Source organism: Variovorax flavidus, from assembly GCF_030317145.1.
Lineage (GTDB): Bacteria > Pseudomonadota > Gammaproteobacteria > Burkholderiales > Burkholderiaceae_C > Variovorax > Variovorax flavidus.
In genome coordinates, this window is the sequence record NZ_JASZYE010000009.1 from 47,433 (window position 1) to 64,929 (window position 17,497).

A 17,497-nucleotide genomic window follows, 5' to 3' on the forward strand; every position below is an offset into this window, starting at 1 on the left:
CGGGTCAGTCGAGGCTGGCGCCAGAGCTCTTCACCACGGGCGTCCACTTCGCGGTGTCGGTCTTGATGAGTGCCGTGAACTCTGCAGGAGTGGTCGTGCGCGCGTTGGCTCCGTCGGCCTCCATGCGTTTTTTCATTTCTTCGGTGGCCATGACCGCGGTGATCTCACGGTTCAGACGCTCGATCACGGGTACTGGTGTGCCTTTGGGCGCCAGCACGCCATACCAGATCGTCACGTCGAATCCCTTGAGTCCGGCCTCCTGAGCGGTCGGCACGTTGGGCAACAGCGGCGAGCGATTCGGCCCGGTCACCGCAAGCGCGTGAACCTTGCCGGCGGCGATGTTCTGGCTCTGCTGCGCGATGGTGTCGAACATCATCGACAGGCGCCCACCCAGCAGATCCACCATTGCTGGTGCGGAGCCCTTGTAGGGGACGTGCGTTATCTGGATGCCGGCCGAGGTGCGGAACAGTTCGCCGGAAAGGTGATTCGAGCTGCCGTTTCCGGCGGACCCGTACGTGAGCTCGCCGGGCCTGGCCTTGGCGAGTGCGATCAGATCGGTCAGATTCTTCGCGGGGATGCTCGGGCTGGTGACGAGGACGTTCATCGTCGTGGCCATCAGGCTTACCGGAGCGAAGTCCTTCGCCGGGTCGTAGCGCAACTTCGTGTACAGGCTCGGGTTGATCGCCATCGTGCCGGTTGTGCCGAAGAACAGGGTATGTCCGTCGGCCGGCGCGCGTGCCACCAGTTCCGCCGCGATGCCGCCCCCTGCGCCGCCACGGTTATCGATGATCACCTGCTGTCCCAACCGGTCGCCCAGCTTCTGGGCCAGGACACGCGCCATTGCGTCGGTCGGACCACCTGCGGGGAAGGGCACCACCAGGGTGACCGGTTGCTTGGGATATGCGGCGTCTTGCGCATGGAGCAGTGGCGCGGTCAGCAGGCACGTGGCTGCCAGCGCGGCTGCGAGCGATTGCGAAATCTTCAAGGTTGTCTCCTTTGATGGAACGGCAAGCGCAGGTTAGGCCTTGACATGATTTCCAGAAAGAGCAAGTTATCGATTTCTGATTTCCATTAAAGTGAATTCATGAAGTTCAAACTGCTGAACACGTTCCTTCTGGTGGCAGACATGAAGTCGCTGTCCCGGGCCGCGGTTGCCTCGGACGTGGCGCAGTCCCTCGTGAGCCGGCAGATCGCCATGCTCGAAGCCGAGTGGGGGCGCCGGCTGTTCGACCGCACCGGGCGAGGCATGGCGCTGTCCGACTTTGGCCGGCGGATCTACCCGGAGGTCAAGCGTGTGGTCGAACAGGTGCGTCAGCTCGACGCTACTGCGAGTGAAGCGGCCGGCGTACTCACTGGTACGGTGCACGTCGGCGTGCTGCCTTCGTTGTCGCGCCAACTGTTGCCGATGCTGTTGGCCGACATGCGTGAGCGGGCGCCGGCGATTCGCCTCCACGTGATGGAAGGCTTCAGCGGCACACTCGATGAGCAGCTCGCGTCCGGTCGTCTCGACATGATTGTGGTGAACCGCTACGGCTCGTCGGCGCTGCGCGGCGAAGATGTGCTTGGAAAAGTCGAGACGTTCTTGATCGGCAGGACGGGTCGCAAGGAACTGGAGGCCAAGACCATTCCGTTTCGCTCCCTTGGAGGCATTCCGCTGGTCTTGCCGGCGGTACCCAATGGCCTGCGAACCACACTGGACGTGCTCTCGCGGCGGCACAACGTCGCGCTCGACATCGTGATGGAAGTCGATACAGCCACCGCGATGACCGATGTCGCAGCCAGCGGGCACGCTTTCACTTTGCTGCCCATCACGGCGGTGACGCGGGAAGTCGGGTCGGGCTTGCTCTCGGCTTGCCGCGTTACGAGCCCTGGCATCCGGCGGACCATCGCTCTGAGCCTGACGCGGCAACGACCGCTGTCGGAAGGTGCGCGGCTGGTGGCGTCGCGCGTCCGGATGCTGGCGTCAGGGTTGCTGACCGATCTCTGAAGAAGCGACCTCGGCGCGGCGGAAGGAGCCCTTCACCAGCGCATCTGCTGCTCGATGCCAAGGCCTTTACAGCGAACGGCGACGGGCGCTCCCATCCGTTTTTGCGGCAGTCCTTTGCGTTGTTGCCTGGACGACCGGCGGTTCGGCCTTCCGGTCGCGGATGCTGTCGCGCAGCGCCCCGAGGAAGAGCTTCAGCGCCGGTGAGGGATCCTTTTTCTTGCGCGTGATGATGCCGAGGTTGGCCATCGAGATCGGCAACTGCACCGGAAGAATGGCGAGCAGCCCGTATTTGGCGTAGTGCAGTCCCACATCGAGCGGCACCACCGAAATCATGTCGCTCGCCTCCAGCAGCGAGGTGGTGGCGAGGATCGACGAGGTCTCGACGATGTCGGGCGGTTGCGCCAGGCTCGCGTGCTGCAGAGCTTGCTCGACGCGCCGCCGCATCGGGCTGCCCAGCGGATGCAGGACCCAGGTTTGCGCAACGAGGTCGAGCAGGGTGATCTCGGCCAGCGCGAACAAGGGATGACCGGGGCGCGCCACCACGCTCATCGGCTCGCCCGCGAGCTGTTCGATCGCCAGGTCCTCGTCGTAGAACTGGTCGGGCAAGCGGCCCAGCACGACGTCGACGTCTCCGCGCAGCAACGCCGGCATCAGCAGGTCGCTGGTGTCGACCTGCAACGAGATGCGCACGCGCGGGTTCCCGGCCTTGAAACGTGCCAGGGCCTGGGTCAGCAGGATCGGCGTCGCGCCCATCACGCTGCCGATACGAACCAGGCCTGCAGCGCCGGATGCCAGCGCAGCCATTTCGTCGCCCGCGTATTCGAGGTCGTGCAGCACGCCGCGTGCGTACCGGATCATCACTTCGCCGAAGACGGTGGGCTCCATGCCGCGCGTGTGACGGGTGAAAAGAGTCACGCCCAGGCCATCCTCCAACTGCTGCAACAGCACCGTCGCCGCAGGCTGGGTGGTGTGGATGGCGGCGGCGGCCCGGCGCAAATTGCGGTGCTCGTCGAGCGCATTGAGCAGCATGACCTGCCGGCTTTTGATCCGCAGGCGTCGGAACAGGCTGCCAGGGAGCACCGAGGGAGCGGGATCGTCGTTCATGGATATACCGCAATTGGGATCACAACATACTAAATGACGATTGGATCGATATACCGCTCCCTCCTATGCTGGACGTTCACTCATCCAAGGCAAGGTCAGCGTGGCTACGAAAATCACCCATGTGTCGGTGCGAGACATCCGGTTTCCCACCTCCCGTTCCCTCGACGGTTCCGACGCGATGAATGCGGCGCCGGACTATTCCGCGACCTACGTGGTGCTCCACACCGATGCCAAGCCGGGGGTCGAGGGCCACGGGCTGACCTTCACCATCGGCAGAGGGAACGAGATCTGCGTGGCGGCGGTGAAGTCGCTGGCGCCCTTTGTCGTGGGGCGCACGCTCGAAGACATCACCGGGGACATGGGCGCGTTCTGGCGCCAGATCACCACCGGCGACAGCCAGCTGCGTTGGCTCGGCCCGGACAAGGGCGTGATTCACCTTGCCACCGCCGCGATCGTCAATGCGGTGTGGGACCTCTGGGCCAAGACCGAGGGCAAACCGGTCTGGAAGCTTCTTTCAGACATGAGCCCCGAAGAACTCGTACGTTGCCTGGACTTCCGCTTCGTCACCGATGCCCTCACGCCCGAAGAGGCGCTCGCGATCCTGCGCCGCAACGCGCCGGGCAAGGCCGCGCGCGAGAAGGAAATGCGCGAGCAGGGATACCCCGCCTACACCACCTCGGCGGGCTGGCTCGGCTACTCCGAAGACAAGGTGCGCCGTCTGGCGCGCGAAGGCGTGGCCGAGGGCTGGACCCACTTCAAGCAGAAAGTCGGCGGCAACATCGAGGAAGACATTCGCCGTGCCACCATCCTGCGCGAGGAGATCGGCTGGGACCGCAAGCTCATGATGGACGCGAACCAGGTCTGGGACGTGGATGAATCCGTCGCCAACATGCGCCGCCTGGCGGCCTTCGACCCCTGGTGGATCGAGGAGCCGACCAGCCCCGACGACATCCTCGGCCACGCCGCGATCCGCGAGCGCATCGCACCGATCGGCGTCGCCACCGGCGAGCACTGCCACAACCGCGTGATGTTCAAGCAGCTGCTGCAGGCGCGTGCCATCGACTTCTGCCAGGTCGATGCGGCCCGCCTGGGCGGCCTCAACGAGGTGCTGCTGGTGCTGCTGATGGCCGCCAAGTTCGGGGTGCCCGTCTGCCCGCATGCGGGCGGCGTGGGCCTGTGCGAGTACGTCCAGAACGTCTCGATGTTCGACTACATCGCGGTCTCGGCCTCGCTCGACAACCGTGTTCTCGAATACGTGGATCACCTGCACGAGCACTTCCTCGACCCGGTGGTGATCCGCAAGGGCCGCTACATGCCGCCGAAGCGACCCGGCTACAGCATCGAGATGCATGCCGCCACGCTCGAACGATTCGAGTTTCCCGGCGGCCCTGCATGGACCGAAGCCCCGCGCTGAGCGTCGCCTTTCTTCATCGTCTTCCCACAAAACCACTTCAAGAGACAACACCATGAAGACCTTCCTCTCGCGTTTTCTGCCCGTCGTGCTGTGCGCCCTGGTCGCGCCGACGCTTGCGCTCGCCCAGGCGGCCTATCCATCGAAGCCGATCGAACTGATCGTCCCGTATCCCGCCGGTGGCGGTACCGACGTGCTGGCGCGCGCCTTTGCACTTGCATCGGCACAGCACCTGCCGCAGAGCCTGGTGGTCGTGAACAAGCCCGGCGCCAGCGGCGCGATCGGATGGTCCGACGTCATCAACGGCAAGCACGACGGCTACAAGGTGGTGGTGCTTGCGACCGACCTGATGACGCAGCCCAACATGGGCCTGACGAAGATCACGTACGAGGACTTCACGCCCATCGCGCGCCTCAACTACGACCCGGCGGCGATCACCGTGCGCGCCGACGCGCCCTGGAACACCGTCGAAGAGTTCATCGCTGCAGCCAAGAAGGGCGACTTCCGGGTCGGCAACGGCGGCAATGGGTCGACCTGGCACTTGGCCGCCGCCGCGGTGGAGGATAAAACGGGTGTGAAGTTCAACCACATCCCCTTCGCTGGTGCCGCACCGGCGGCGCTGTCGCTGCTTGGTGGCCACATCGAGGCCATCACGGTCAGCGCGGCGGAGGTCTACACCTACGTGGCGGCGGGCAAGCTCAAGTCGCTCGGCGTCATGTCTGAACAGCGCATCAAGGGATTCGAGAACGTGCCCACGCTCAAGGAGCGCAATATCGACATCTCGATCGGCACCTGGCGCGGCTTGGCCGTGGCCAAGGGCACGCCACCCGAGGCCGTGAGCAGTTTGCGCACGGCCACGGCCAAGATCGCCAACGAGCAAAGCCTGCGCGACGCGCTTGACAAGCAAAACATGGGCTACGCCTATGCAGATGGCGACGCCTTCGGCGCAGTGATGGCGAAGGACCACGCGTTCTATCGAGACCTGATTGCCAAGCTCGGCCTGAAGACGCAGTAGTAGAAGGGCACCGCTTGCACCTGAGGAGGGCCTGTACGACCTTTCTCAATCGGCGCCGACGATGAGCGGCCTTCTCGAGCGTCGGCGTGCAGGCGCCTACAGAACGTGGAGGTCGGCTCGGATGCGATCGCCGACCGTCTCCTCCGGGCTCTCGGGCTGCAAGTAGTTGTCGCCGATCGCTGCGCACATATGAACGACCAGCTTGGCGTACTCGACCAAGTTGCGGTCGAGCGGATCTCCAGCTCGGATGAGTCCAACCTCCACAGCCGCCCGGCTGAACAGTTCCAGCGGATTGTTCGGGCCGACCGGCTCCCTGTCTTCATCTTCGCTGACGTAGGTATAGAGCATGGCCAACTCCTTTAGATGCGCCCTGCGTCCAGCATACTGCCGTCGAGCGGGATCAATCTTCGACTGCGAATTCGACGACTTCGAGATCGTCGGGTACGACCCACATCCCGCAATCAAGGCCCCGGTCGCGGTCTGCACCGACAAAAGGCATCAGCTCGCGTTCACCGATCCCGATAGCCTGGCCTCGCAGGAGCCCTGCCGTTCGGCGATGCCTGACGCACGGCCAAGTCAAGCCATCTCGCGGCAGTCAAACGCGGCCTTGCCGGTCAGCGTTACTGGCGCTCACTTGGAATCGGGCGCCTTCTTGCCGTCGGCTGCTGCCGGATGCTTGGGCTTGTTGTCCTTCGCCATGGAATCCTTGCCCGTCGGCTCCGGGGCTGCGGCGGCCGTGCTCTTTGCTTTCTCCTCCTTGCTCACGGCCGGATGATCGCTCAATGGCTTGGCATCCTTGGTGATCACGGATGGGTCTTGGGGGTTCGGCGCGGTAGGCCCGGTCGAGCCGCCGCCAGGGGCTGCAGTCTGCGCGATCGTGGAAGCAGATCCGAGTGCGAGGCAGGCAGCGAGCACCGCCGTTGTCACTGTTCTCATGGTGTCTCCTTGTAGATGATTCGAGATCACCACTGGGCGCCGTTTGGCGAGGATTGACTGCGCGCCGTGGCCGCCGCTCACTGTGGGCATGCGCCTACCCTCGATGCTGTTAGGTCGGTCGATGCAGTGCCCGAACTCAAGTTGCGGCGACCTTGGTAGACGACTCGAGCCTAGCGCCCTGCGCGGGCGTGCGAACCTGGTCAGGGTCCATTTGCGCTGCCGCTTCACCGCAGCCCTTCCTCATGCGGCGCGCGGATCGAGATGCCGCTGACAGGGACAGAACGCGCCGCGGCGTGCCCACTTGCGTCGGAACGCAACCGGATGCGACTACTTGTAATCGTTTGTCGCACGCCAGCCCTTGGCGCGAGCCTACAGGCAGCACCGATAGCGGCGTCTTCAAATGCAGCTTCCATCCGGCAGGGCTCGACACGGAGGTCGTGAACGGGTTGCCGGGCTCAAGGAGCGAACCATGCGCGACGTCACCCGCCCCGCCGGCCCGGACCCGCGGTCCCCTTCGGAGGACCGGCCTTCCCAGCCGTCGCGACGTGGGTTTCTGCGCAGTGCCGTGCTCTATGCGATGTTCGCGGGAAGCGGCGTGAGCATGTACGGCTGCGGGGGGGGCGGAGGAGGCGGCGGCTTCAACCCCGGCGCGGGCGGCAGCGGCGGCGGCGCGGGCAGCCCGCCGCCCGAGTCGACGCCGACCTTCGCCCAAGGCGTCGGCAGCGGCGACCCGCTGTCCGATCGCGTCATTCTGTGGACGCGCGTCACGGTCGCAAGCCCGGGCGCACTCAACCTCACCTGGGAGGTCGCGAGCGATGCCAACTTCGGCGCCATCGTCGCCCGAGGCAGCATCGGAAGCGGGCCCGAGCAGGACTACACGGTCAAGGTCGATGCGACCGGGCTGCAGCCCGCGAGCGTCTACTTCTATCGCTTCTTCCTAGGCTCCGAGGCGTCGCCCGTCGGACGCACCAAGACACTGCCTGTGGGCAATGTCTCGCAGCTGCGCCTCGGGGTCGTCTCGTGCTCGAACTTTCCGGCGGGCTACTTCAACGTCTGTGCCGATCTCGCCAAGCGCACGGACATCGACGTGGTGCTGCACTTGGGCGACTACATCTACGAGTACGGCGAGCTGGGCTACGCCTCGCAGCTCGCGATCGCGATCGACCGCGAGTCGCAGCCATCGCGCGAGATTCTGTCGCTCGACGACTATCGCCAGCGCCACCGCCAGAACCGCTCGGACCCGGACCTCATCGCCCTGCACGCCAAGCTGCCCGTGATCGCGGTCTGGGACGACCACGATATTGCCAACAACGCATGGTCCGGCGGCGCGGAGAATCACGCTCCGGCGAGCGAGGGAAGCTTCGCCGAGCGCAGCGCCGCCGCGACGCAGGCGTTTCGTGAATGGCTGCCTGTACGCATGCCCGATGCCGCCAATTTGCGAAAGATCTATCGCTCGTTCGATTTCGGCACGCTCGCATCGCTGCACATGCTGGACACGCGGCTGATCGGTCGGGACGAGCAGGTGACGCTTGACACTTACCTCGCGGGCGGTGCCTCCGCCCCCTCGCGCCAGCTCCTCGGCGCCGAACAGTCCGGCTGGTTGTCGACGCGCCTGTCCACTTCGCCTGCGACCTGGCAGTTGCTCGGCTCGCAGGTGCTGATGGCCCGCATGGAGATCCCGTTGAGCGTGGCCAGTGCCTTCAACGCGCAGACCCTCGGCGACTTCGTGCTCGCCCAGTCGACGCCGGAGGCACTGCGCAACGACGAGCAGCGCGCGCTATTGGCACAGCGACGTGTTCCTTACAACCTCGATGCGTGGGACGGCTATCCCGCCGCGCGAGAAAGCGTCCTCGCTGCTGCGCGCTCGATGGGCAAGAACCTCGTCTCGCTGGCAGGGGACACGCACAACGCCTGGGCGAGCAACCTGACCGATGACAGCGGCCAGCGCGTCGGGGTGGAGTTCGCGACCGCTTCGATCTCGTCGCCCGGCTTCGAACGCGTGCTGCCGCTGATCGGCAACACGGTGTTGTCCGATGCCTTTCCGAGGATGGTGAAAGACCTGCGCTACGCCGAAACGAGCAAGCGCGGCTACCTCGTCCTGACGCTGACCCCCGCCGAAGCGCGGGCGGATTTCATGGAGATCAGCACCGTGCTGAGTCGCGATTACAGCGCACGCGTGGCGATGAGCCTGCATGCGCTGCCCGGCGTCAGCGGGCTCGAGGTGTTGCCGGTCTAGCGGACATCGCCAACGGGCCGCGCACGGCCCGAGGACCCCGGGGTGCCGCCATCGAGGTCAACACCCGGCACCAGGCCATGATTCGGTCCGACGCTCGACTTCGCTTGGGCGCCAGACTGGCTGTACCGCAGGTGCGGCGGCGCGAGCATGACCGGTTGAACCAGCGCGGTGGCGCCCTCGAGGAGGGCGCGCGAAGGCGTTGGTAGTCATGAGCCCGCCCTCATGGCGCGCTGTCCTGCAGTCAAGGGCCGTGCGCGCCTGCAAGCCGACGCCATGACCTCTGTGCACTATCTGAGGGTGTTCCTAAAAGGCCAGAACCATGTCCACAGATCGAAGCATCCCACTTTCCGACGGCCACTCCCTTGAATACCGCGGCTTCCGCTTTGAGCTACGCGCATCGGGCGCACGCGGCGGCTATCAGCCCATCGTCGTTCTTGTTCGAACTCCTGCGGATGAGGAGGAGACGCAACTGCCCAATGACACCGAGGAAACTGTGTATGGCACGGAGCCGGAAGCGATCCGTCACGCCGAGCAACAGGCGATGCGCTGGGTTCATGATCGCACCGGCGATGGGCAGGCGCAATTCTGAGCAGCGCTCGAGATGCTCCAGCCGCAGGCCTTGAAAGGCGAGGGCGCCAGAGGCTGCCTGCAGGCCCTTGCCGCTTCATTGCACTGCGAGGTCCCATAGGTCGTCGAGCCGAATGGAGCATGGTGCGGCATTGAGGTTATCGCGGGGCGCTCGCTGCCACGCTTCGGCGGTTCCGAGGATCATGATTGACCGAATTTCCTGCTTCGCGCTGCGCGGCCGACCTGCGGCTTCTTCACGTCATCCTCTCTTCGACTTGCCTCGAACTGGCGCAAGGCAGCTGTCGTTGCCTCCTGGCTTTCGCGGAGCCGCTCAATCTCCTGTGCGGCCTGCTCTTCCTGCCGCCGCAGCCGGTCGCCCAGATCCGCTGCGCGCTGCTCTGCCCCGGCGGCGCGCTCTCGCAGGGTCGCCAGGTCGACCCGAATCTCCTGCTGCTCACGCAACCAGGCGGCGGCGGCATCGCGGTGTGCGGCTTTCTGGTTCTGGAGCGCCTGCTCTGTCGCCGTCAGTGCGGCGCGCGCGGCCTCCCGCTCTTCAGTGCGCACCTTCTGTTCTTTCGCAATGTCCGCCGCGGCCTGGCGCGCCGCTACCCGCTCGCGATCGACGTCGGCGAGCAGTCGGCGCTCGTGGGCGACATGGCGTTGCTCGGCTTCCTTCGCGTCGCGGTGAGCAGCGCCGAGGTCCATCTCGGACTTCTCGCGCAGGGCTTCCTTGCTGGCCACGGACTCCTCGAGGGCTTTGCGCAGGCGCCGCACCTCGGCTTCCGATTCGCTGAGCAGGCGCGCTGATTCCTGCTGCTGCGTGTGCATCTGCGCCTCCATGGCTGCGACTGCCTGGCGCGAGGATGCGAGCGCCTCGTCAAGCCCGACGCGGGCTTGCTCGAACGAAGTCTCGCGCTGCTGCAGATCGGCTTCCTTTTGGGAGAACGCGCTGCGCTCGAGTTCGAGCTCGCGCCGGACAGCCTCAGTCTTCTGGATCTGCGCCTGATCAGCCTCGCGACGGGCGACGTCCCAGAACTGCTGTGCGGCTTGCACGATGGCCAGGGGAAGCCGATGCGCGTCGTCGTCGGTCACGCTGGCGCCACGGCCGTCAAGTCGCTTGCCGAGCGTGGCGAACCAGCGTTCGAGCATTGGGCTCACAGTGTTGGGTGAGCCGCTGCCGATCTTCTGGCGCACGCGCTCGATCGTCGGGCGCAGGCCCTCGTGGAGCAGCAAGTCGGCCGCTTCCCAAACCTGAGCCTCCTGAATTCCACGGCCGCTGCGGACAGGGTGAATGCTGGCGCTCGAACTTCTCGGATCCATGTCGGCTTTCCTTGCTGACTTTTACTTGCGATAATAAATGATTATCGGAAGTGATATGCAGTGTATGTAAGACATCATACATGGCATGTGTGATAAATAACATTAACGTGAAATCGGTCAGACTGCTGCCGCCGTCGTCCGGGGATCCGTTGCTGCTGGAGATCGCTTGAAGAAACCCGCTGAAAAAGTGCCGTCCTCCAAGGCCCTGTTGTCTTTGAAACTTGATCACGCGCTGCTCGATCCCGGCCAACTCTCGGGCATGGCCGAAGAAGCCGCGCAAGATCTCATGGCCGAGGGCGAGTCGGACAACACCCGGCTGGCGTACCGCGCAGCGATGCGCTACTGGGCCGCTTGGTACGGTGCACGTTTCGGCAGCCAGCTGGAGCTTCCTGTGCCGGTACCGGTGGTGGTCCAGTTCATCGTCGACCACGCCGAGCGCTCGACCAAGGCCGGCCTGGTGCATCAGCTGCCGCCGGAAATCGATGCCGCATTGGTCGAGGCCGGCTTCAAGGGCAAGAAGGGCGCGCCGGCGCTGAACACGGTGATGCACCGGGTCTCGGTCCTGTCGATGGCACATCACCTGGCCAAGCAGCCCAACCCATGCACGGACTCGGTGGTGAAGGCCCTCCTGAGCAAGACCCGTAAGGCCTACGCCAAGCGCAACGCCACGCCTCATAAGCAGCGCGCGCTGACCAAAGAGCCGCTCGAGGCCGTTCTCGACACCTGCGATGATTCGCTCAAGGGCAAGCGCGACCGCGCCCTCCTCCTGTTCGCCTGGTCGTCGGGCGGCCGCCGGCGCTCGGAGGTCTCGGAGGCGGTGTTCGAAAACCTGCGCCGCGTCGATGAAGGCGACTACCTCTACACGCTGGCCAACTCGAAGACGAACCACACCGGCAAGGTGAAGCCCGAGGATGTGAAGCCCGTTGTCGGCATGGCCGCAGAGGCGATGGAAGCCTGGCTGAAGGCCAGCGGGATCAGCTCAGGCCCCCTCTTCCGCCGGATCAACAAAGCCGGGCACCTGGGCGATGACGCCCTCACCGGGACCGCCATCCGCGACATCGTGAAAGCGCGCTGCGCTCTTGCCGGCGTGGGCGACGACTTCTCGGCGCACTCGCTGCGATCGGGCTTCGTCACGGAAGCCGGCCGCCAAAACATGCCGCTGCAGGAAACCATGGCCATGACCGGCCACCGCAGCATGGACGTCGTGACGGGCTACTTCCGCGCCGGTGCGGCGCAGGTTAGCGCGGTAGCTCGCATGATGGATGCACGGACGCGGCCGACTAGGGACGATTAGGGCAGCTCGGGATCATCCGGTGTCGGGCGCGATGAGGGCGTTCGTGCTCAAACAGGAACCAAAATCCAGAGAGAGCCAAGCTCAACCGAACCGTCGACCTCCCGTTGCCAGCGCATTGAGATAAGTATCGTTCATGAAGGGCTCGGAAGGCGAAGATCGACGAGATGGAGACCCTCGAGTACTTGTATGGCAGTTCCTGTGCCCTGAGAAATTCGACACTGCGCAGCGCGCGCCCGAAAGCGCAAAAGAGCTTGCGATCAATTGGGCGAACGAGCCAGCTGGCGATGGATTCGAACTGGCGATCGATCGCGTCAGGGGCAATGAGGCTGAGGGAAAGTTCTTGTGCTTCACCGGCGACTGCGTATTCGGGGCCTCGAAAGATCTGTGAGCAGGCCATTGAAGGGCGTTGTGGGATCGTCCCCAGCGTGAATAGGAAGCTCGGCAGCTTCGGGAAAAAAATCGAAAAAGCCATGCCACCACAAGCAATCGGATCGCCCCTCTTCTTTGTGCGCGAGGGCACGTCGGCCAACGCGCGAACGGATTGATCGTCCTCTTCGCAACGAGTACGTCAGTTGTGCAGGCGAGGTCCAGCGGCCGGATGGCGTCGTCATGAACGGGCCTTGCGGGAAGGTCGTCCAGTGGCGTGCCTCGTAATAAGCGTCTGTAACGCGACGTGGATCGAAGCTTAAGCTTGCCAATGTCTCAAAGGACGTATAGAGTACCGTTTCGTGACATAGCATTAGGAGCCTCGACATGCACCAAGTCGGATACGTCCTGACCGACGGCTTCCAACTGATGGCTTTGGCAACGCAGACCGCTTTCGAGATGGCAAACATCGTCGCTCGCGAGCCCTTCTATGCGATTACCAACTACGTTCTTAACGACTGTGAGGCACGCTCTTCCTCAGGGTTGATAGTTTCGGCTCACCCGTTGAACCGCCGTAGTAAAGCCGACACTTGGATGATCGCCGGCGTTTTGAATCCGCTTGCTTCGCCCCAACCGGAGGCAGTGATCAGCTTTGTGCAGCGGGCCAGTACACGAGCGCGGCGCGTTGCGGGGATCTGCACGGGCGCCTTCCTACTCGCCGAGGCCGGTTTGCTGGACCGTCGGCGGGCGACCACCCATTGGGCGTATGCCAATGCGATGCAAAGTCTGTACCCGGACGTTCAAGTCGAAGCCGACCGCATCTTTGTGATCGATGGGACGGTGTGGACCTCTGCCGGCATGACTGCAGGCCTCGACTTGGCGTTGGCCATGATAGAAAAGGATCTTGGCGAAGAAGTGGCGCGCGCGGTTGCACATAAACTGGTTATGAACCAGCGCCGGACGGGGGGACAGTCCCAACACTCGGAATTGCTTGAACTTGCGCCTAAATCGGATCGCATCCAAACAGCGCTAAGTTACATCCGCGCCAACCTAAATCAGGCGCTCACGGTTCAGGATCTGGCCTCGGTCGCGCACCTGAGTTCCAGGCAATTCAGCCGCGTTTTCACCACCGAGACAGGGCGGTCCCCGGCCAAGGCGGTTGAAGGGCTGCGTGTTGAGGCGGCACGACTGCTAATTGAAAAGAGCAGACACTCACTCGACACAATTGCCCGGGACACCGGCTTTCGCGATCGCCGTCACATGCGGGAGGTGTTTCTGCGCAACCTAGGCGTGTCACCTCAATCGGTTCGAAGTGGTGTGCGGACCTCACCAGCGTGATTCTTCAATCCGATCGCAATCCCTGTGCCACTTGCTGCGTGGCGTGTGGATGAGTCACTGGATCATCGGCTGAATGCATCAAGATCCAGGCTGACGCAGGATTGCAAACTGCTTTTCCAATTCGATGTCGTCTGAGGGCCTTGGTCAACGCATAAACCAGCGATGCACCGCCGAATGAATGCGCAATGGCGGCGTTGAACTTACTGATAAGGCAGCCAAGATCTAGAGATGAGCTGGCCAATAGACGACCATGTGCCTTGTGAGTGCCCGCGTCCGGTAGGTCGGGTGCCCAGACGGTGAATCTTGCGTCAGCGACGCCCTGGGCTTGGACAAGCAGGTCTGCAGCTTGAGACTGCCAGTGGTGGACCGATCACTGCGCAGGCTGGACACCGATCTGATGACGGGCAACTTGGGGCTGCACGGTGGGAAGCTGCTGGTTGAGGGTATACCAATTCTCGACTGGAAATGCGAAATCGTGGTCACCGCTGATGTGAAGGATGGGCACTTGGTCGTGCTTCAAGGCCAGAAAGGATTGGATCGGCCGGGAACATCGGTGAGCGGGGCTCAGGAGGCAAGAAGCTGCTGCAAAAGCGTAGGGAATCTGCTGGCATCTGCCTTCCTTGCGCAAATCAAGTCGGCCATGGCAGTGCGGCGAGGTCGAGTCTTCCCAGACGCCCTGGATCCGAGATGATCTCGGCCGCACGGATCCGTCCTTCGACGTCGAATTCGAAGACGAGCACTCGCTGCAGCCGTCCGCGCGCCGCGAGGATGAGGCCGACGGCGCCGTTGATAAGCGCCGGCCGCATGAAGCGCGCTGCCTGGGCGTAAGCGATTGCACCCCTGGCCCAGTTACGCGCGCCGTGGACTTCAACGCGCGCGTCCGCGCGGCTAGCCGCCTCGGTGCGGAATACCATGTCGGGATCGAGGATCGCCACAAGGCCTTCGAAGTCGCCCGCACGCAGCGCTTCGATAAACGTGTCGACGACTTCACGGTGACGCCGGATTCTGGCTGGGTCAGCGGTCTGCGCGCCTCGGACACGCCGCCGCGCGCGGCTCGCGAGCTTCCGTGCCGTGGTCGGCGTACGGCCAACAATCGCGGCGATCTCTTCGAACGCCAAGTCGAACATGTCGTGCAGCACGAAGGCGAGCCGCTCGGCGGGCTCGAGCGTCTCGAGGACCACGAGCAGCGCGAGCCCCACTGACTCGGCGAGCTGCGCTTCCTCCTCGGGATTTGCGGCGAGTGCGACTGCCGCAGCGCTTTCGGCAGAGCTCTCGTCGAGCGATTGCTCGCCGCGCGTCGCGCGCGAGCGTAGCATGTCGAGGCACACGCGTGAGACCACTGTCGTGAGCCAGCCGCCGAGGTTGTCGATTTCGCTACATTCGGACCGCGCGAGCCTTAGCCATGCTTCCTGCACTGCGTCCTCGGCCTCGCCGAGCGAGCCCAGGACCCGGTAGGCCACACGCCGCAGGTGTCCGCGGTGTGCCTCGAATCGCAGCGCCAGCCAGTCATTTCCATTGCTCATGGAGACAAGACGGACAAGAGGCATGAAATGTGACCGGTCACAATGTGCCTTCCCGGTACGTCATGCAGTGGAAGGCCCATCCCGGGCCTTTTTTTGAGGAATGATGATGCAATTCTTGCTGTTGATATATCACGGGACAACTCCGCTGCCGGGGACCGATCGCTGGAACGCGCTTGCCATGGCAGAGCAAAGGCGCGTTTATGAGGAGTACGGCGAACTCAACAAGGCGCCCGGCATTACGCCCGGCCTTCCGCTCGGGTTGCCGAAGGACGCGAAGACCGTGCGTGCGAAGAACGGGAGCGCGCAAGTCAGCGACGGGCCATACCTCGATGAGTCCGGCGCAGTGGGTGGGTATTTCATCCTGGAGGCCGACGATCTCGACGATGCCATCAAGGTAGCTTCGCGGGTCCCGGCGGCGCGTCTTGGAGGTGCAATCGAGGTGCGGCCTGTTGCGAAGTACTGGTAGACAGGAGCGCTGATCGTCTTGCGCGGGTGGGGTCCAACTTTCGAGGATGCGGCCCAAGCGATCGGCTTGTCGACCCAGGCGCGCGGGGCTGCAACCACCTGGCGGCTGACGAGGTCGACTAACAACGCCAAAAGCAGCCGGCCCTGGCCGGCTGCGACGTAGGTGATGTTGCTCGTCCACAGCTTGTCGGGTTCGCTCATGGTGAACAGACGGTTCAGCAGGTTGGCTAGGAGAGTGAGAGACTGAGAGAGACCTTGAATGTGTTGTTGACTGACCGGCGCCATAGCCGGTCAAAGTACCAACAGTGCCGAGCTGGTACCGCTGTAGGCGTTGTCTGCGAGAGGAGCTCTACTGGGCCTGCGCCGTGCAGGCACTCGCCGATGAAACACCCAACTCGCACGAGCCATGCGAATTACGAACCCGCGCTAGCGGCTCCAACGCCGGTGCACTGTTCCGAGCGACAGACAATTCCGCGACGGCTTGCGGCATGCCGAGAGCGGCGAGGTGGACCCTGTGGCGGTGCGCAGATGTCCTCCGATTCGTCGGCATCAATCATTGAACATCATCTTCTCTTGCCGTCAACGCCGCAGGCGGACGAAGGCGGCGATGTGCAAGGCTGCTGCTTCGGGATACTGGTGGTGCGGACCGTGGCCAGCTTGTGGGAAAGTGATCAGCTGCACCGTGGGAAGCTGCTGGTTGAGGGCATACCAGTTTTCCACTGGAAATGCGATGTCGTGGTCACCGCCGATGTGGAGGATGGGCACTTGAGTGTGCTTCAAGGCCAGAAGGATTGGATCGGCCGGGAACATCGGTGAGCGCGGCTCAGGGGGCAAGAACGCTACTGCGAAAGAGTGGGAAATGTCTTGGCTCCGGCCTTCCTTGCGCAAAGCAAGTCGTTCATGCGATAGGTGGGCCGCCGCTCTACTGGCAGGCGATGCTGGCTCGAAGAAAAGGACGATCTCGTCTTCAAGGTCGTTCTCAATCTTGCGCGCCGTGTCATTGAACAACTGCTCTGCGCCCTTGACATTGGGGCCAGGTGGGACGGCGCCTAACAATACGGCATGAGTAATCAGTTGGGGATACTTCGCTAGGACCACCTGGGCCGTCAGCGCACCCAGTGACCAGCCGCCGAGCACAGCGTCCTTAAGCTCCAGCGCTTCGATCAAGTCGCGTGCATCTTCAGCCAGAGCCAGCGGCGAGTACGTGGGCGTGCCGCCGGACAGCCCAAGGCCGGAGTAGTCGAAGGTGATGACGCGAAAGCCTTGGTCGACAAGCGCGTCAATGAAAGCAGGATCCCATGAATCTAGGTTGCCGCGAAAGCGCGCACACAGCACTATCGGCTTGCCTTCGCCCACAGACCGATACGCCAGGCGCCGCCCGTTGCTCTCGACAAACTGATTGGGTGCCACGTTGTACGCGTAGGAGTTCTTTTCGATCATGATGGTTATGGGGTTCTTGGTGCCGGCCCTCGGCCGAATAATCAGGTTGAGTGAGCGATTGTTAAGCAGACAAGTAAGATCTCAAATGACGTATATAGTAGTGTTTTAAGACATTCAATCTTCGCTCGAGAGTGGCAGGAAAGGACATCCATACATTCACCTTCCGTCTGCATGTCCAATCATTACTAGTTTTCAGCCGTCAATGGCTCAGTCGCGTAGCCTGCAAGGTCGCGCGGATAGCGAGCCGTCGCAGCTCCAGACTGTTCGCCTGCTACACGGACTTCATGGAGCGATCACACAGGTTTGGAAGTTGACTGGTCGTACCCCCGAAACGAAGGGCTGCCGACCGTCTTTGATCGGGTAGACGTGACGTGCACGCCACCGATGTTGGCGCTGGAGACGTGAATGCTGATGGAACCCATGTCCGAGAGGAGATTGCGTGCCTGTGGATGTCACCCAGGACGGCGACAAGGTTGCAACGCCATTAGGGTTCAG

16 protein-coding genes and 1 pseudogene are annotated in these 17,497 nt (G+C 63.4%); 10 read left to right on the forward strand and 7 right to left on the reverse strand.

The window, feature by feature from the left end:
• Positions 1-4 precede the first annotated feature (4 nt).
• Positions 5-985 (reverse strand): Bug family tripartite tricarboxylate transporter substrate binding protein, encoded by a 981-nt coding sequence (locus QTH90_RS27090; protein WP_353506636.1) that lies wholly within the window; start codon positions 983-985, stop codon positions 5-7.
• 99 nt (positions 986-1,084) lie between these two features.
• On the opposite strand from QTH90_RS27090, the gene QTH90_RS27095 reads away from it, so the two are divergent.
• Positions 1,085-1,987 (forward strand): LysR substrate-binding domain-containing protein, encoded by a 903-nt coding sequence (locus tag QTH90_RS27095; protein ID WP_286667679.1) that lies wholly within the window; start codon positions 1,085-1,087, stop codon positions 1,985-1,987.
• A gap of 66 nt (positions 1,988-2,053) precedes the next feature.
• Here QTH90_RS27095 and QTH90_RS27100 read toward each other — a convergent pair whose 3' ends face one another.
• Positions 2,054-3,091, reverse strand: a complete 1,038-nt coding sequence (locus QTH90_RS27100; RefSeq protein ID WP_286667680.1) for a LysR family transcriptional regulator — start codon at positions 3,089-3,091, stop codon at positions 2,054-2,056.
• A gap of 100 nt (positions 3,092-3,191) precedes the next feature.
• On the opposite strand from QTH90_RS27100, the gene QTH90_RS27105 reads away from it, so the two are divergent.
• Positions 3,192-4,505 (forward strand): L-fuconate dehydratase, encoded by a 1,314-nt coding sequence (locus QTH90_RS27105; protein WP_286667681.1) that lies wholly within the window; start codon positions 3,192-3,194, stop codon positions 4,503-4,505.
• A 52-nt stretch (positions 4,506-4,557) separates the two neighbouring features.
• A complete protein-coding gene (locus QTH90_RS27110; RefSeq protein WP_286667682.1) occupies positions 4,558-5,517 on the forward strand; it encodes a Bug family tripartite tricarboxylate transporter substrate binding protein in 960 nt (319 codons plus the stop codon).
• A 96-nt stretch (positions 5,518-5,613) separates the two neighbouring features.
• Here the strand turns inward: QTH90_RS27110 and QTH90_RS27115 are convergent, their stop codons facing one another.
• Positions 5,614-5,865: a hypothetical protein gene (locus QTH90_RS27115; RefSeq protein WP_286667683.1), complete on the reverse strand. Its 252-nt coding sequence runs from the start codon at positions 5,863-5,865 to the stop codon at positions 5,614-5,616.
• Between the two features lie 40 nt (positions 5,866-5,905).
• On the opposite strand from QTH90_RS27115, the pseudogene QTH90_RS27120 reads away from it, so the two are divergent.
• Positions 5,906-5,998 (forward strand): annotated as a pseudogene (locus QTH90_RS27120) (thymidylate synthase); the annotation flags it as partial.
• Positions 5,999-6,147: 149 nt separating this feature from the next.
• Here QTH90_RS27120 and QTH90_RS27125 read toward each other — a convergent pair.
• Entirely contained in the window at positions 6,148-6,453 is a 306-nt protein-coding gene (locus QTH90_RS27125; RefSeq protein WP_286667763.1) for a hypothetical protein, read from the reverse strand.
• 469 nt (positions 6,454-6,922) lie between these two features.
• On the opposite strand from QTH90_RS27125, the gene QTH90_RS27130 reads away from it, so the two are divergent.
• Both QTH90_RS27130 and QTH90_RS27135 read left to right on the forward strand, forming a co-directional pair.
• Positions 6,923-8,689 (forward strand): alkaline phosphatase D family protein, encoded by a 1,767-nt coding sequence (locus QTH90_RS27130; RefSeq protein WP_286667684.1) that lies wholly within the window; start codon positions 6,923-6,925, stop codon positions 8,687-8,689.
• 319 nt (positions 8,690-9,008) lie between these two features.
• A complete protein-coding gene (locus QTH90_RS27135) occupies positions 9,009-9,278 on the forward strand; it encodes a hypothetical protein (protein WP_286667685.1) in 270 nt (89 codons plus the stop codon).
• Between the two features lie 179 nt (positions 9,279-9,457).
• Here the strand turns inward: QTH90_RS27135 and QTH90_RS27140 are convergent, their stop codons facing one another.
• Positions 9,458-10,576 carry a DNA-binding protein gene (locus QTH90_RS27140; protein WP_286667686.1) on the reverse strand — a complete coding sequence of 373 codons (1,119 nt, stop codon included), beginning with the start codon at positions 10,574-10,576 and terminating at the stop codon, positions 9,458-9,460.
• A gap of 286 nt (positions 10,577-10,862) precedes the next feature.
• Here QTH90_RS27140 and QTH90_RS27145 point away from each other — a divergent pair, with 286 nt between their 5' ends.
• From QTH90_RS27145 to QTH90_RS27155, 3 genes are all read left to right on the forward strand, one after another.
• Positions 10,863-11,870 (forward strand): site-specific integrase, encoded by a 1,008-nt coding sequence (locus QTH90_RS27145; protein WP_286667687.1) that lies wholly within the window; start codon positions 10,863-10,865, stop codon positions 11,868-11,870.
• Positions 11,871-12,003: 133 nt separating this feature from the next.
• On the forward strand, positions 12,004-12,258 hold the full coding sequence (locus tag QTH90_RS27150) for a hypothetical protein (RefSeq protein WP_286667688.1): 255 nt from the start codon (positions 12,004-12,006) through the stop codon (positions 12,256-12,258).
• Positions 12,259-12,623: 365 nt separating this feature from the next.
• Complete coding sequence (locus tag QTH90_RS27155; RefSeq protein WP_286667689.1) at positions 12,624-13,574, forward strand: GlxA family transcriptional regulator; 951 nt, start codon at positions 12,624-12,626, stop codon at positions 13,572-13,574.
• Between the two features lie 629 nt (positions 13,575-14,203).
• On the opposite strand, the gene QTH90_RS27160 is transcribed toward QTH90_RS27155, so the two are convergent.
• Positions 14,204-15,097, reverse strand: a complete 894-nt coding sequence (locus QTH90_RS27160) for a sigma-70 family RNA polymerase sigma factor (RefSeq protein ID WP_286667690.1) — start codon at positions 15,095-15,097, stop codon at positions 14,204-14,206.
• Positions 15,098-15,203: 106 nt separating this feature from the next.
• Here QTH90_RS27160 and QTH90_RS27165 point away from each other — a divergent pair, with 106 nt between their 5' ends.
• Positions 15,204-15,563, forward strand: a complete 360-nt coding sequence (locus QTH90_RS27165; protein ID WP_286667691.1) for a YciI family protein — start codon at positions 15,204-15,206, stop codon at positions 15,561-15,563.
• Between the two features lie 578 nt (positions 15,564-16,141).
• Here QTH90_RS27165 and QTH90_RS27170 read toward each other — a convergent pair.
• Positions 16,142-17,002, reverse strand: coding sequence for an alpha/beta fold hydrolase (locus QTH90_RS27170; protein ID WP_286667692.1), 861 nt, complete (start codon positions 17,000-17,002; stop codon positions 16,142-16,144).
• Positions 17,003-17,497: the final 495 nt, after the last annotated feature.

Coding starts and splice junctions, on each gene's coding strand:
- QTH90_RS27095 (WP_286667679.1), top strand. CDS start 1,085: ATGAAGTTCAAACTGCTGAACACGTTCCTTCTGGTGGCAGACATGAAG.
- QTH90_RS27100 (WP_286667680.1), bottom strand. CDS start 3,091: ATGAACGACGATCCCGCTCCCTCGGTGCTCCCTGGCAGCCTGTTCCGA.
- QTH90_RS27110 (WP_286667682.1), top strand. CDS start 4,558: ATGAAGACCTTCCTCTCGCGTTTTCTGCCCGTCGTGCTGTGCGCCCTG.
- QTH90_RS27115 (WP_286667683.1), bottom strand. CDS start 5,865: ATGCTCTATACCTACGTCAGCGAAGATGAAGACAGGGAGCCGGTCGGC.
- QTH90_RS27125 (WP_286667763.1), bottom strand. CDS start 6,453: ATGAGAACAGTGACAACGGCGGTGCTCGCTGCCTGCCTCGCACTCGGA.
- QTH90_RS27130 (WP_286667684.1), top strand. CDS start 6,923: ATGCGCGACGTCACCCGCCCCGCCGGCCCGGACCCGCGGTCCCCTTCG.
- QTH90_RS27135 (WP_286667685.1), top strand. CDS start 9,009: ATGTCCACAGATCGAAGCATCCCACTTTCCGACGGCCACTCCCTTGAA.
- QTH90_RS27140 (WP_286667686.1), bottom strand. CDS start 10,576: ATGGATCCGAGAAGTTCGAGCGCCAGCATTCACCCTGTCCGCAGCGGC.
- QTH90_RS27145 (WP_286667687.1), top strand. CDS start 10,863: ATGGCCGAGGGCGAGTCGGACAACACCCGGCTGGCGTACCGCGCAGCG.
- QTH90_RS27150 (WP_286667688.1), top strand. CDS start 12,004: ATGAAGGGCTCGGAAGGCGAAGATCGACGAGATGGAGACCCTCGAGTA.
- QTH90_RS27155 (WP_286667689.1), top strand. CDS start 12,624: ATGCACCAAGTCGGATACGTCCTGACCGACGGCTTCCAACTGATGGCT.
- QTH90_RS27160 (WP_286667690.1), bottom strand. CDS start 15,097: ATGAGCAATGGAAATGACTGGCTGGCGCTGCGATTCGAGGCACACCGC.
- QTH90_RS27165 (WP_286667691.1), top strand. CDS start 15,204: ATGCAATTCTTGCTGTTGATATATCACGGGACAACTCCGCTGCCGGGG.
- QTH90_RS27170 (WP_286667692.1), bottom strand. CDS start 17,002: ATGATCGAAAAGAACTCCTACGCGTACAACGTGGCACCCAATCAGTTT.